Below are 14824 nucleotides of genomic sequence, written 5' to 3' on the forward strand. Positions count from 1 at the left end.
ACCATGCGCATCAACGACCTCTTGCTGGGGCTGGTAATGGCGCTGCTTGGCGCCGTTACTATATGGGCCTCCAAGGATTTCCCGCCGTTAGCGCGCCAGCCCTACGGGGCCGGCACTTTTCCCACCATCATCGGCACCTTTCTGGTTGGGCTTGGCCTGCTACTGTCTCTGCGTGGCTGGCAGCAGCGTGGAGCACTGTTCATTTGGCAGGGGCAGGTGACGCTGTCGCGCACCTTGACATGCCTGCTCGCTGTTATCGCCGCCGTTGCTGGTTACGTGTTGCTAACACCGCTGCTCGGCTTCCCGCTGGTAGCGCCCTTAATGCTCGCATTATTGATTGGCTGGTTGTCTGACGGCCGCTGGGGGATGGCCGTTATCGTCGCCATTGTGGCAAGTGCGGTGGTATGGAGTGTTTTCGCCCTGTTGCTGCACGTGCCGCTTGATCTGGGCATTCTCGAAGAGGTGATCTACTAATGGCGGAACTACAAGCAGCGTTAGGCATGGTGTTCGCCTGGGATGTCCTCGCGGTGATCCTCGGCGCTTCGCTATTCGGCCTGCTGATCGGCGCCATTCCTGGCCTGACTGCGACCATGGCCACCGCCTTACTCGTCCCGGTAACCTTTTTCATGGAGCCGCTCCCGGCGATCAGCGCTATCGTGGCCGCCACGGCGATGGCCATCGTAGCCGGCGACATCCCCGGTGCCTTACTACGCATCCCCGGCACCCCCGCCTCGGCGGCTTATACCGAAGAAGCCTACCTGATGGGCCGTCAGGGCAAGATCGGCCAGGCGCTCGGCGTCAACTTGGCGTGTTCGGTCGTTGGCGGGCTCATCGGGGTGGCAATTCTGGCGTTTTTCGCTCCACTGGTCGCCGACTTCGCTCTTCGCTTTACCAGCGACGAGTACTTCTGGCTGGCACTGCTCGGGCTTTCCTGCGCCGTACTGGTATCCGGCGCGGACCCGCTTAAAGGTGCAATTTCAATGCTCATCGGCCTGTTAATCGCCATGGTGGGCATGGACTCAGTTTCAGGCCAGATCCGTTTTACCTTCGGTATCTCTGATCTGCTCAGCGGCATCTCAATTCTACCAGTATTGATAGGCCTGTTTGCCGTCGCCGAGCTACTGCGGCGCATGCCCGAAATTGGCCACACCCACTTTCCACCGCCCCCACCAGTGGAGAAGCCTTTTAGCGGTGTGGGCGGCCTGATGTGGCAATACAAGGCAGGGATCGCACGCAGTGGCGTACTCGGCACGCTGATCGGCGCACTGCCCGGTGCGGGTGCCGATATCGCTTCGTGGATCAGCTACGCCTTGTCGCGCAAGCTCTCGCGCACGCCCGAGAAGTATGGCACCGGGCATCCCGAAGGGCTGGTCGCGGCCAGCTCGGCGAATAATGCAGCACTCTCGGGTGCCTACATTCCCGCCCTGGTGTTCGGCATCCCAGGCGACACTATCACCGCCATTATTATCGGTGTACTGATGATGAAAGGCATTACGCCAGGGCCAGACGTTTTCACTTCCAGCGCCACCTTGGTCAACGCCATTTTCATCGTGTTTATCCTGGCTAACCTGCTGTTGTTACCTCTTGGCCTGCTCGCTATACGCGGCGCGCGCCATATCCTTGCGGTGCCCTCCAGCGTGCTTTACCCGCTGATTTTGCTGTTTTGTATCGTAGGCGCCTTCGCTGCCAACAACAGCCTGCTGGATGTCTGGCTGATGCTTGGGCTGGGCCTGCTGGCCTATTTTCTGGTGGAGAACGACTTCCCTATCGGCCCCATGATCCTGGCAGTGATTCTCGGCCCGGTAGTGGAGAGCAACTTTATGCGCTCAATGATCAAAGCCAATGGCGAACTGCTAGTGCTCTTCGAACGCCCCATCGCCGCCATGTTGGGTGGGCTCGCATTGCTGGTGTGGCTGGCCATTATCGTCTCCAGCGTTCGCTCGGCCTGGCAGACACGTGCGTCAGCTACCTCAGCTTAACCGACCCATTTTGCGACCTAACCCCCTTTTCACGTTCTAAAAAGGAGCGATATGAACACTGTTATCGTTATTGGCGGGACTACCGGCATTGGTCGGGCGATCGCGCTGGCGTTTGCCGCCCAGGGTGACGAAGTCCACGTCACCGGCATCGAGCCTAAGAGCGAACAGCAAGCCGAAGACGTAACCGACCGACACCAACTCGATGTGCGTGACCCGGCCCAGGTTGAGCGCTTCTTCGCGGCGTTCCCAACATTGGATGTGCTGGTGAACTGCGCTGGCGTCATCCAGCGTGACGGCAAGGAGTTCACACCCAAAGGCTTTGCTGAGGTCATCGACATCAACCTAAACGGTACACAGCGCTGTTGCCATGCCGCGCATGCAGCTCTCAAGGCAGCGGGTGGCTGCATTATCAACACCGCCTCTATGCTGTCGTTTTTTGGCAGCGGCCATGCCCCGGCCTACTCTGCTTCCAAGGGCGGCGTGGCCCAACTCACACGGTCGTTGGCGATCGCCTGGGCCAGCGATGGTATTCGCGTCAATGCCCTTGCGCCAGGTTGGATTGCCACCGACTTGACGGCAGCACTCACCCAGAACAGCGAACGCTCGGCGGAACTCGTCGGACGCACGCCCATGGGCCGCTGGGGCAAACCCGACGACCTCGCTGGGCCAGCGCTGTTCTTGGCTTCACCGGGCGCAAACTTTATAACGGGCGTACTATTACCGGTAGACGGTGGCTATTCGTCACGTTGAGCGCAAATATCGAACACACAGGAGTACATGGTATGGATCTTGGAATCGCGGGACGCTGGGCCGTGGTATGCGCAGCGAGCAAAGGGTTGGGGCGAGGCTGCGCCGAAGCGCTGGCCAAAGAGGGCGTCAACCTAGCCATTAATTCACGCAATGCCGAGGTGCTCGAAAAGACCTCCGACGCGTTGCGGGCCCTTAATCCAGCCATCGAAGTTCGCCCTGTGGCTGGGGATATCGGGCGCGAGGAGGTACGCGAGGCGCTACTGGCCGCCTGTCCGCAGGTCGATATTCTGATCAACAATAATGGCGGGCCGCCGCCGGGTGATTTTCGCGACTGGGATCGGGAGGCGTGGATACAGGCCGTGGACGCCAACATGATCACGCCCATTGAGCTGATCAAGGCCACGGTAGACCGTATGGCCGCCAACGGCTTTGGCCGCGTGGTCAATATTACCTCGGGCGCGGTAAAAGCCCCCATCGACATTCTTGGGCTATCCAACGGCGCGCGCAGCGGGCTAACCGGCTTCGTCGCGGGTCTTGCACGCCAGCCGCAGCTCGCCTCGCACAACGTTACGATCAACAACCTACTGCCCGGCTCCTTTGATACCGACCGCCTGCGCGGCAACTTCAAGAAGGTCGCCGAGAAGAATCAGCAAGATATCGAGCAGGTACGTGAGCAGCGTGCCCAAGGGGTTCCTGCGCGGAGATTCGGCACCGCCGAGGAGTTTGGTGCCTTTTGTGCCTTTATGTGCAGCGAGCATGCAGGCTATCTAACAGGGCAGAACATCCTGCTCGATGGCGGTGCCTACCCTGGAACCTTCTAATCGATAGAGGCGCGATTAACCGTTAGGCAGCGTAATCTCTACCCTCCCCGAGTTAACCGCTGGGCGGGCACTGCACAGCAGAACCTCCCCCTCTGGCGCGGATATGCCATTGGGGTAAGTCACCTCCCCCTGCACCAGCGTGCAGGCGCACTCGCCACAGCTGCCACTGCGGCACCCATAGGCAGGCTGTAACCCCGCTTTTTCGGCGGTTTCCAGCAGGCTTTCGCCCGGCTGCCAGTGGGTGACCACGCTTGAGTTGGCAAAGCTAACTTCTACCGCTTGTTCTGCGGCGGGCACTGCGTATGTTTGGGTCAGCGCCGAGGGGCCGAACGCTTCTGTGTGTATCTGCCCCGATGAGAGTCCAAGCTCCAGCGCCTCTTGGTGATAGCGCTCTACAAAGGCGGCAGGGCCGCATAGGTACAGCTGTACTTCTGATAGCACCTGATCGGTAAACACCTGCCCCAGTGAAACCCTGCCTGCCATCCATCCATTGGGGGCAGCTGCTGTTCTGGTGACATGCCGCTGCAAACGCAGCCCTCGCGCCTCAAGGTCGAGTAGTTCTTCACCGAAAGGCGCCTCGGCCACATCGCGCACGCTCTGTACTAACGTTACCGGGCCACGGCCTGCGCCAGTCAATTCATGGGCCAGGCTCAATATGGGCGTAATACCGATACCGCCTCCCAGCAGCACCCAATGGGCACGCCCTGAGCCGCTAGCCTCTGCCGTGAATGACCCCATTGGCATACTCACAGCTAGTTCAGTACCCACCTGAAGCGCGCTGTGTACGTAGTGCGAGCCCTCACCATCGGCCTTCACACTGATGCGATAACCGGCCTGCTGGCTGTTACCCGAAAGCGTATAGCTGCGTACCAACGCCGTGCCATCCAGGCGCGGCACGTGTAGCGTAATAAACTGGCCCGCTTCAAAGGGCGCCAGCGCCTTGTCTTGTCGGACACTCTTTAAATAGAAAGAGCGGATCTCAGGTGTCTCTTGCACCACGGCGGCCACTTGAACACGCTGCCGTTTAGCAAGCGCAAGTGGCTGCCAGGGCCCATGGGGCGCCGCCTCATGGGCCACTGCGTTTGCTTGGCTACGCCAGCGCAAGGCCCCCGGCCGCCAAACAATATGCCGTGGCGTCAGGCACCAGTAGCGTTCAGCGCCAGGATAACGCGCTCCAGCGGTCTCCTCGTCCACAAGCCGCGCTTCGCCGGTCAAGTGCAGCACATCCCCGCTGATAAAATCCGGTATCACCAAGGCAGCGCGACCACTGGTCAGCACGTTACCCAGCGTGTTGAAGAACTGGTTACCCGCAAAATCGGGCAGGATCAGATCAGATCCCTGGCGGCGAATAAACCCCGGTTGCCCACCGCGATGGGAGGCATCCACCTGAACGCCCTGGTCGGTATGCGCGTAACTACCCACGAAGGCCGTGATCGCCCGGTCGATATGCGCCAGCACCGGCTCTGGCAACTGATCGAGGGTCACGTCGCGCATGGTTAGCACGGGGCCCGGCAGGGGCTGCACCGACCTCATCGCCGACCAGTCGTGAATGTACTGGGGGCAATTGCCAAAGGCGTGAACGACTTCTAGCTGCCATTGACCTGCTGAGCCCCGCAATACGCCGTTAACCCGGTTACGACGGCGCGTGTGCAGCTCGATACCCAATAGCCCAATGTTGGTATCGCCATTCAGCAGCGCTGTAACGGGATCATCCACAGCCGGCGTTAAAGCGAGATCAAGCCGTGATTCATCCGGCGCATAAACAAATCCTGGTGCGCCCTCCAGCAGCGTGATCCATGGCCAGCCGTCACCATCCACCGCCGCCGCAGCCACAAAGGGCAGTTGAGGAAAGAAGTGCTGCAACTGCGGCGTTAGAAAGGGACGCATCACCTTACGGTCAATCTGCGCCATCTGTTGCTCCACCCCGACCACGCGCTGCAAGGCAAGCTCGCCCGCGTGCCACGGGCTGGTGGTGTCGGCGTTTTTCACTCTCGACTCCTCAGTTCACCAGGCCTACTTTGGTGACGGCCATGGGTACAAAGCCCTCCAGCGCTTCGATGCGCTGCAGCCAGGCGCGAATATGGCGGTAAGGTTCCAGCGACACATTGCCCTCGGGAGCGTGAGCGATATAGCTGTAGAGCGAAACCTCCGCCAGGGTGGCTTTATCCCCTGCCAGGAAGGGCTGATGCTCCAAGTGGGCATCAACAATCGCGAACAGCTCATGGGCATCAGCAATCAGCGGTTCAGGGTCGAATGGGGCATTAAAGACCGTGACCAAGCGCGCCTTCATCGCCGAGTTCGCCAAAGGCCCTGCCGCTACGGACAGCCAGCGTTGTACTTGGGCTTGAATCAACGGGTCGTCCGGTAGCCAGCGACCAGCACCCTGCCCAGAACCATAGCGACGTTCCAGATAGACCAGAATGGCATTGGAATCCGCCAGAATAACCCCTTGGTCATCGATCACCGGCACCTGCGCGAAGGCGTTCAGGTTCAGGAAAGGCGGCGCTTTGTGTTCGCCCGCGGCAAGATCAATATCGATAAAAGTGGCAGGCAAACCGAGCAGCGAAAGCATCAGCTCGATACGGTGGCAGTGGCCGGAAAGAGCGTGGCGGTAAACCTTGATAGCGTGTGACATGTGATTATCTCCTTGATTGAGCGCCTCGATAGATGAACGTCACAGGTGTTAAGCGACGTCACCTATCCTGAGCCAAATCAAGGGGTGCAAGAATAGCGATACTGAACAATAAAAAATTGCGCTGAATGAAATAATCAGCCGACCAACTGCGTTCGCAACCAGGGTGTTGCCAGTTCCAGGAAGGCCATAACGCTGGCGGGCGCCCGGATGCCAAGGGGATAGGTGAGCGCCAGAGGGTGTCCCGCAGGCCAGAGGGGTTCAGCAACGGGTTCAAGCAGCCCCCGCTCGCAGGCGCGACGCGCCTCCAGTTGGTAGCAACACACGACACCCGCACCTTCAATGGCAGCCCGCAGCGCAGCAGCACTGGTGCTGATGGCAAGCCTGGGCTCAAAACGGAGCGGGTAGTCTTCAGACAAGCGCCAGACAGGCGCCTGTCCTTCACTGGAGCAGTGAATAAGTGCATGACGGGCCAAGCCTTGCAGGCTACCGGGGCGCCCGGTCTTGTCCAAGTAACGGGGGCTAGCAAACAGACCAACGCGCAAATCACCCAGGGGCCTGGCATAAGCGGAGGCAGGCAGCGGCCCACGCATCAGACGTAGGTGCGCCGGTGCATCGCTTTCTATACGGATGGGATATTCATCAGCCAGCAGGCAGATCTTCAGCGCAGGATGCTGCTCTTGCAGCCGCAACACTAACGGCACCAGCAGTGGCTCCATCAACGCCAGGGGCGCCTGCAAACGTAGCGTGCCGTTGAGCTCGCGGTGCTCCTGGCGCGCACTGGTGTCGGCGTCGGAGACTGCGTGGATCAGCGTATCGGCGTAGGCGCGCAATCGCTCGCCCGCCGCCGTTAACGTGCTGCCTCTGGCAGAGGTAGTGACCAAAGCAACCCCCAGATGCTGCTCCTGAGCACGCAGCAGACGGTGGAGCTTCGCCGCCGACTGGCTGCACGCTTCAGCCGCGGCTTGCACGCTGCCGTGCCTGGCAACGGCGGAAAGCGCCTTTAAGGCCTCAAAGCGTAGCGGTGATTCAGGGGAGAGTGCCATGGTTAACTGCGGTAGGCGAGCGCCGGGTCGGCACGTAGCCGCTCGGCAAGAAAATCAACGAAGGTACGCACGCTGGCGGCGCGCCCACGGCCCGCCGTCACCCAAATGTTGATAGGAATGGCCACTGGCTCGAAGCGGGTCAACACTCGCTGTACTCTTCCTTCGGCTTCACTGGCCGCCACCTGATAAGACAGCAGCCGAGTAAGCCCGGCACCTGCCTCGACCGCCGTTAACGCCGCGTGAATTGCGGTAATGCGCAGCCGTGGCGAGGGCGTTACCTCGATGCGCTTGCCCTCCTCCTCGAACCACCAGTGACCGCTCAAATTGCCGCCTTCGGCCACTACCGTAGGCAATGCCTCCAGTTCTTGCGGGTGCGCTGGCTCACCGTGTTCGGCCAGCCACGCAGGGCTTGCGCAAACTACCTGCCGCACCTCACCGACTGGCACGGTCAAGTGCTGACAATCCTGGGGCACATGGCCGATGCGCACCGCCACATCGATGCCCTCCTCCTGCAGGTTGACCGGTCGATCGATCAGTTCAGCGCGCACCTGCACGTCAGGGTATTGCTCCAGATAATCGACGATCTGCGGGGTAACGAAGTACTCGCCGAACAGCACCGGCGCGGTCACCTGCAACAGGCCACGTGGGGTAAGGTAACTGCCGGTCGCAGCGGCCTCGGCCTCCGCAAGCTGAGCAAGCACCTGCTGGGCATCCTCCAGATACCGGCGCCCCGCCTCCGTCACGCGCACCTGCCTTGTGGTGCGCTGTAACAAGGCAACGCCCAAGCGCGCCTCAAGCGCTGCCACCGCCCGGGTAACCCGAGGCGGCGACAACGCAAGCTGCCGTGCGGCGTCCGCAAAGCTCTCCAGTTGCGCCACCGCTGCAAACACGCGCATCTCTTCGAATCTATCCAAGGCAGCTCCAGAGTCAGGGTAAGCATCACTAACGGTATTCTATATACCCGCTAGGTTTATACCTACCAGGACTGTATACCCACCAGAGCTTTTTTATGCAGCTACGTCGCCGATGGTTTATTAGGCCTAGGCCTTTATTATCCGCCACTCGACAAACGATTTAATGCGCCTAGTTGTTCATCGTGCAAGCAAACTCAGTTGCTCGGACGCTGTTTGGTGGCATCCAATCCAGTTTTGCTCTCTGTGGTCAACTTGGTAATTTCTGCAGACTTAGCGATCGCACGATCAAAGACATCCTGCATGTTCGCCATCGCCTCTACCGATGTGCCTTCGAGGCCACCGTCTGCCGCCCACTCGAAATTCCAGACGCCAGAAAGGCCATCTTGACCCTGGACATCATGAGTCTCGATGGCCGTATAAACACTGGTGTGGCGCGTCATATAGGAGGCAGCTGCCGAAACTTCAGCAGGGACACTGCCTGACGAATTGTTGGCAAGCTGAGCGAGTTCATCGGCATTGATCGCCGACTTGCCCTGCTGCTTCAAATAATCCACTAGAACCTGACTGGATTTGGCAATATTCAACTGGTCGTCGAAGGATGAGGTGGAGGTTTTTTGAGTGGGGGCGTTTACGCTTGTAGGTGACACTGTAGTAGACATCGGATATCTCCCAAGCAGAGGTTTGGTTGGACAGCCTGTTTATTGTTGCTCGGTTTAATGTCATTCGTATGAATCATGTGGCATGGCAAACGATTGCAACCGAGTGATGGCTAAATCAGCTTGGCCGCCACCAGCATATCGGCGACCGCCTGAAAGGTACCATCAGGCACCGGATCGCCATTGCCAGCTCGTTTGGCGATGAGTTCGGCCAGCCTCGGGTCGGCGACTCTCGGGACTCGGCGAGGCGCAGCACTTGCCAACAAGCTAGCGGCCTGATCGGGTGAGGCCTTGCAGGTCACCAACGGCACTGGCGTTTCGCCGCGAACGTAGCGAATGCCGACCAGCCAACCGTCTGCGGTGCCGATCATCAGCGAGCTATACTGAACACCGATCTTGGCGTTCAGCTCATGCATTTCGCGCCGCTGTTTGCGGCGCGCCTGATTCATTGTCGGATCGCCTTCCTGATCCTTGCGCTCACGCTTCTGTTCGGTCTTTGTCATGCGCTGGTCGCGCTCGAATAGCCAGCGTTGGAGCAGCACATCGAAAGCACCAACCAGTAAGAAGGCAATCAGTGCAGTGATGACCAGCGGCTGGAGTAAGGCGAGAAAAGTACCTTGAACGCAGGGGTAGCCGCAGCGTGAGGACTCCATCAGCGACTGTAGGCCCAGGCGATAGACAATCACCAGCGCGACGGCCAATGCCACCATCTTGAACAGTGACTTAAGAAACTCGACCAGCCCGCGTACCGAAAAGATGCGCTTGAACCCCTGAACCGGATCAATATTCTCCGGCTTAGGCTGAACCGGTTCGGTGGAGAATACAAAACCCTGCAATACCACAATGTTGGTCAGCACGATCACCAACAGCGTTAGACCGACCAGCGGCAGCACCGACAGCAGCAGTACTTCGCCTGCCTGGATCATCAACTGTGGCCACAGCGTATCGAACGGCTCGGTATAGAGTCGCGCGGTCGAGTCGATCAACCCCTGCACACGGGCAATGATGTCATTCACGCTGATAGCGATATAAAGCGTGCAGGCCAACATCACCATCGCGGTGACCAGGTCAGCACTCTTGGCGACCTGGCCTTTCTTGCGCGCATCGCGAAGTTTTTTCGACGATGGCGGCAGCGATTTCTCTTCAGAGGGCTGTTGGCTCATGGCGCTGCTGTGACCCTATGAACCTACTGTCGAGCCTTTATCCATTTGCGTATCGAGATTGTTGCCATCACCTGCATAATCTTCGTGCTCGAAATCGTCCCAGGTCGAGTTAGGTAGATGGCCCTCCTCTACGTAGAACTCATACTCGTCGCTGCGGTAGTCGAAAATGCTCTCGTCGTCCGGCGCATCGCGCTGACCGTAGCTCCGGACGTACGCTTCGAGAAACTCATAACGGGTCAGGCCGTCTTCGGTCAGTAGGCCATCCTCATCGAGCGACGAGAAAAGCTCCTTGAGGTCAGCCTTATGCCCCTCCAGCGCGTTGGTGCGCTTGATATCCTGGACAATAGTGAATGGCAGCGTCGCCACCGTCAGACCGGCGGATATCCAGAACAGCGGCCCGGTGACGGCACGGGCGACGGCAATGCCCTTGAGCGCCGCCAGCGATGACGCTCCACCGGCAAGGCCGAAGGCACCCGCCGCGACGGTGACGGCGCCCTGACCGATGGTAGCGCCGTCGCCACTATCCACGCCGCGCTTGATCATCAGCCCGCCGAGGGCAATGTCCAGCGCACCAGTGGCGGAGTTGGCAGCGCCATCCAGCACACGCAGGAAAGAGCTGACGGTGCGGGTCGTCGTCGTGGCATCGGGCAGAGCCGGATTCTTGGCGTATCCGTTCTGGGCGCCCTCGACTATCTTCTTAGCGTCTTCATAGGAAATATCCAGCTTCTTGGCCAGTGCCTTCTGATCACCTACCGGGGCATCGTCGATGATCTGCTGGAAGTTCTCGCTGAAACGCTCCCAGGTGTGGGCATCAGGAGCGGGCGCCTTGCCCTTGACCTTGTCGTCGGCCCATATCTGCGGCAGCGTCTTGTCGAGCCCCAGCATGGTATTGACGTTGGTGCCCTTGGCCTTGTCCCAGATGTTGCTGCCGAGGTTGACGAAGTGCTGACTGGCACCCAGAAAGCTGATGAACTCCTTGGCCACGGCCATTCGCGCCTCGTGGCTGTCCGCCAGCTTGCTGGCGCCGCCTGCGAGCTGATAGATGCCCGAGGCGAGCGAGATCAGCCCGCCGGTCGTGCCCAACGCGCCGTTGCTGTTGAGCGTGCCAATCAGCGCCATCATACCGCCGTTGGTCTGTTCGTTGAGCGCCTTGTAGACACCGTTCTTCAGCAGGCCATCGATGTCCGACTGGGTGATCGAACCATTTTTCTGGAAGCGATCCCCCAGCTCCTGCAGCGCCTTACCGAAGTTCTTAGCAGTTTGCTTATCGTCAAGAAACTCGTTAACAAACTTGTCAATCGTCTCCGCCGTGCGCCGCGGAATATCGACACCGGCACGCTTGAGCGCGGTCAATACCATCTTGACCACATCCTGCGTGGCCGTCGCGGTGTTGGCATCATTGATTTGATCAGGATTGGCAATCAGATCATCAAGATCGGTGATCATCGAGTCGAGCTGCAGGCTCTGGGCGAACTCGGCTGCCTTGTCACTCTCTTCCGTTGCCGGGAACATCGCCGAAAGTGCATTGTAGGTTCGCGAGATATCCTGCTCGGCGAGTTCCCCCTGACCGCTCTCGCGCAGGTCGTTGATGTAGTTGATGTACTCCTCGCTGAAGGCGGTCTCCTCCAGCTGCGAAGCGATCGCGTCCTTATTGGCGACTTTGTCGATCGCGTCTGCCTGGGTCGCCTGGTAATCCTCCTGCACCGCCTCGGAGGCGAATAGCTCGCCGAGGCTTTCATCGAGCTTCTCGCCGTCGATGATGGATGAGAGATCCTCGCCGGTGACGTTGTCAAGACTCAAGCCTTCCGACATATCGAGACCGACCAGATCCAGGCCGTTTTCAAGCGCGCCCTGGGCTCGCAGCGCACGGTAGAACTGGGCGCGCTCATCGTTTTTATCGATACTGCCGTCCTCAATCCCCGTCTTCCACTCTTCGATCAGGTTCTGCCAGGTCAGCTCGCTGACGGTCAGCTTGCGTGAGCTGTCGTCCGGATCGGTCTCGCTGGTTTCCATCGACTGAATATCGACATCGCTGAAGGCCGGTAGATCGTGATCGCGCCGGGCTGTGTCCAGCTCCGCATTGTCGGCGAGACGCTGGGTGTTGGTCTCCCCACCGTGCCTCGACCAATAACCGTCGAAGATATTCTGAACCGCCTTGCCGTCGTCTCCGGCAGCGTGCCTGATCCGCTCGCGCAGGTCATCGTTAACCTGGGCAGTGGCGTCCTCGAGGGAGGCACCGTCGCTCATCTTGCTGTCGATCAGGTTCTGATAGAGCTGCGACAACGTTTCGGAGCTTTCGATATGCAGAATCTGGCGCGACCCCGTCAGCGTGCTGCCCGCCAAGCCAGAGGCCAGTGCGTTGAGGTTATCCTCATAACTCGGGTTATCCGTCAAGGTGGTGTCGGCGAGAAAGTCGTCGTAGGCCTCGAAGCCAGCGGAGGTGGCAGCATCCTTGCCACCATGACGCTCCCAGTAACCATTGAGCACATCGAGCCCGTCCTTGCTGTCCTTATCAGCATCGGTCAGCGCGTTGCCGGTACGGTCAAAGAGGGCATCCTTGGCATCGTCGATGGCTGCCTGTAGATCCGGGGCATCGCCGCGCTCATGCTGCTGGTTAAGCTGGTACTCCACCAGTTGGCTGAACTGATCGCTGGCGTCTCCTGTCAGCGGTCGCACCTTGCGGTTGTCGATGTCAATGCCTTCAGCCATATCGCTGGCGAGCGAATTTAGAGTATCGTCGTAGGCGATGTCGTCTTCGTCGCGATTGGCCAGGTAAGTCTCTTCGGCCAACTCTTCAGTATCCTCTTCCCCGCCGTGACGTTTGAAGTAGCCATCGAAGACGTTGACCACACTCTTGCCACCAGCGTTTTCGAGACGGTCGCGCAGCTCATCATTGACCTGACTCAACGCTTCCTCAGTAGTGGCGCCTTCGTCCAGCTTGCTCTTGATCAGATTCTTATAGAGCTGGGACAGTGTATCGGAGGAGTCAAGGTGCAGTATCTTGCGCTGATCGGTCAGCGTGCCGCCAGCCAACCCGGAAGCGAGAGCGTTGAGGTTATCTTCGTAGCTAGGGTTGTCGGTCAGCGTGGTATCGGCCAGAAAGTCATCATAGGCGTCATAGCCCGCGTTGATCGCAGCCTCTTCACCACCATGGCGCTTCCAGTAACCCTCGAAGACATCGAGGCCCTTGTCGGCGTTTCGATCTGCGTTGTCCAGGGCATGCCCGATGCGGTCAAACAGCGCGTCCTTGGCACTGTCGATCGCCTTGGACAGATCAGCGCTTTTGCCATCGGCGCGCTGCGCATTGAGCTCGGCGGTGACCAGCGCCTCGAACTTATCCGCAGCGTCTCCCTTCAGGGCGGACACCTTGCGGTTGTCGATATCGATGCCATCCGCCATATCCACTGCCAGTGAATTCAGCGTGTCCTCATAATCCTGGCTGCCCGGCATCAACGGCGTTTTGCCCGCTTCCACAGTATCTTTGCCCGCTTCCGCCTTTTTTGCCAGGTCGAGGACAAAGCCAAAATTTCCAAAGGCGCTGGTCAACGGTGTTGCTTTGGGGTTGGTTTTTGGGTCGACACGCATCGAATACTCCTCCACGGTTAGCGCAAGCTGATGGGGCAGGCAACGAGAAGCCCAATTTCACTGACGGAAAACCAGTCTGAAGAGACTGCGTGACACTCTAATGGCAACTTTGTGATGCTGCTTTGATACCCTCTTTTCAAAGTACCCCGCGCCCCCCTGTTGTCACCGCGTTCCCCCCATAGTGCCCAATATGGCTTCTAGGCGTTCCATATAGAGATTGGCGGCATCAAGGTGCTCCAGCATAAAGGGGATCAGAAAAATGACGTAGACCAGCATCAAGAATGCAAACAACAGGTTCTTGATAGGGAGTGACAGGTCAAAGACGTGCAGGTTGGGCGCCATACGCGCGAGGTAGGCGAGCATCAAATCTGCGACCAGAAGCGCGATGACCAGCGGCGCTATCATCAACACACCAATCTGCATCACCTGGTCGAGCAGGCCAAGTAGCGCCAGCGCCGACGCTTCGGTCATCAGCGGTGTGAAATTCACCGCTGGCCACAACGAATAGCTGCGATAAAAGCCGCCGAGCAGCAGCATAAAGCCGCCGGTAAGGAAGAACAGCGCCAACAACGTCACGGTCAACAGCGTCGCGGTAACGCCGGACTCCGTTGAGCCCATGGGATCGAGTATCTGCGCCATGGTTGAGCCGCGCTGCAGGTCGATGAGTTCGCCAGCCACTTCCGCGGCCCAGAACGGAACACCAAAGACCAGCCCGATGACAACGCCAATCAGCAACTCCTTGATGACCATGCCGGTAAGGGTGAAGCTTGATAGCTGTTCGGCATTCACCATGGCATCGAATAACGGCACCATCAGCGGAATCGAGATCGTCACCGCCACTGCCGAACGGATCATGCCGGTCAGCCCCAGGCGATTAAACGCTGGGGTGACCAGCACCATGCCTAGCGCCCGTGCCACGCCGACCGCTGCCGCCGCGATCATTGGATAGGCGAAATCGGTTAGGAAGCGGGCGAAGTCGTCGTAATGCATAAGCGACGCCGGCCCGGCTCAACGAGACCAGGCTGGAAAGTTGTTCAACACCTGATCGGTGATGTTGACGACGGGCCCGGCCAGTAGCGGCCCGGCGATGATCAGCACCAGCAGTACGGCAACCAGCTTGACGGCTTGCGGCAGCGTCTGATCCTGAATCTGCGTCAACGCCTGCAGTAGACCGACCCCGAACCCGACCATAATCGCCACCAGTAGCGCCGGCGCCGACACCAGTAGCGCCGTCCACAGCGCGTTCTGCATCAGTGAGAGAAAGATATCGTCGTTCAT

13 protein-coding genes are annotated in these 14824 nt (G+C 59.2%); 4 read left to right on the plus strand and 9 right to left on the minus strand.

The features are described from left to right. Window positions 1–3 precede the first annotated feature (3 nt). The 4 genes from LMS44_RS21435 to LMS44_RS21450 are packed head-to-tail and all read left to right on the plus strand — an operon-like array spanning window position 4 to window position 3550. Window positions 4–474, plus strand: a complete 471-nt coding sequence (locus tag LMS44_RS21435) for a tripartite tricarboxylate transporter TctB family protein (protein ID WP_022521400.1) — start codon at window positions 4–6, stop codon at window positions 472–474. Continuing rightward, window positions 474–1979, plus strand: a complete 1506-nt coding sequence (locus LMS44_RS21440; protein WP_138800700.1) for a tripartite tricarboxylate transporter permease — start codon at window positions 474–476, stop codon at window positions 1977–1979. Before LMS44_RS21435 ends, LMS44_RS21440 begins: the two co-directional genes overlap by 1 nt. Window positions 1980–2030: 51 nt before the next feature. Then, window positions 2031–2729: an SDR family NAD(P)-dependent oxidoreductase gene (locus tag LMS44_RS21445; protein ID WP_138800701.1), complete on the plus strand. Its 699-nt coding sequence runs from the start codon at window positions 2031–2033 to the stop codon at window positions 2727–2729. 32 nt (window positions 2730–2761) lie between these two features. After that, window positions 2762–3550 carry an SDR family oxidoreductase gene (locus LMS44_RS21450; RefSeq protein ID WP_278370155.1) on the plus strand — a complete coding sequence of 263 codons (789 nt, stop codon included), beginning with the start codon at window positions 2762–2764 and terminating at the stop codon, window positions 3548–3550. A gap of 15 nt (window positions 3551–3565) precedes the next feature. Here the strand turns inward: LMS44_RS21450 and LMS44_RS21455 are convergent, their stop codons facing one another. The 9 genes from LMS44_RS21455 to LMS44_RS21495 form a co-directional block, all read right to left on the minus strand. After that, a complete protein-coding gene (locus tag LMS44_RS21455) occupies window positions 3566–5539 on the minus strand; it encodes a 2Fe-2S iron-sulfur cluster-binding protein (RefSeq protein WP_278370157.1) in 1974 nt (657 codons plus the stop codon). A gap of 10 nt (window positions 5540–5549) precedes the next feature. Next, window positions 5550–6185, minus strand: a complete 636-nt coding sequence (locus tag LMS44_RS21460; RefSeq protein ID WP_278370158.1) for a glutathione S-transferase family protein — start codon at window positions 6183–6185, stop codon at window positions 5550–5552. Between the two features lie 134 nt (window positions 6186–6319). Beyond that, entirely contained in the window at window positions 6320–7228 is a 909-nt protein-coding gene (locus LMS44_RS21465; protein ID WP_498946390.1) for a LysR family transcriptional regulator, read from the minus strand. A 2-nt stretch (window positions 7229–7230) separates the two neighbouring features. Further along, window positions 7231–8142 carry a LysR family transcriptional regulator gene (locus tag LMS44_RS21470; protein WP_278370160.1) on the minus strand — a complete coding sequence of 304 codons (912 nt, stop codon included), beginning with the start codon at window positions 8140–8142 and terminating at the stop codon, window positions 7231–7233. 194 nt (window positions 8143–8336) lie between these two features. Further along, entirely contained in the window at window positions 8337–8801 is a 465-nt protein-coding gene (locus tag LMS44_RS21475) for a hypothetical protein (RefSeq protein WP_027958370.1), read from the minus strand. A gap of 110 nt (window positions 8802–8911) precedes the next feature. Then, window positions 8912–9961: an EscU/YscU/HrcU family type III secretion system export apparatus switch protein gene (locus LMS44_RS21480; RefSeq protein WP_278370161.1), complete on the minus strand. Its 1050-nt coding sequence runs from the start codon at window positions 9959–9961 to the stop codon at window positions 8912–8914. Window positions 9962–9976: 15 nt separating this feature from the next. Further along, window positions 9977–13546, minus strand: coding sequence for a hypothetical protein (locus LMS44_RS21485; protein ID WP_159177600.1), 3570 nt, complete (start codon window positions 13544–13546; stop codon window positions 9977–9979). Between the two features lie 162 nt (window positions 13547–13708). Beyond that, window positions 13709–14536: a type III secretion system export apparatus subunit SctT gene (gene sctT, locus LMS44_RS21490; protein ID WP_159177601.1), complete on the minus strand. Its 828-nt coding sequence runs from the start codon at window positions 14534–14536 to the stop codon at window positions 13709–13711. Between the two features lie 18 nt (window positions 14537–14554). Further along, window positions 14555–14824, minus strand: a complete 270-nt coding sequence (locus LMS44_RS21495; RefSeq protein ID WP_027958373.1) for an EscS/YscS/HrcS family type III secretion system export apparatus protein — start codon at window positions 14822–14824, stop codon at window positions 14555–14557.

It is taken from the genome of Halomonas profundus, assembly GCF_020865425.1.
In the GTDB taxonomy this organism is placed as follows: Bacteria; Pseudomonadota; Gammaproteobacteria; order Pseudomonadales; family Halomonadaceae; genus Vreelandella; species Vreelandella titanicae.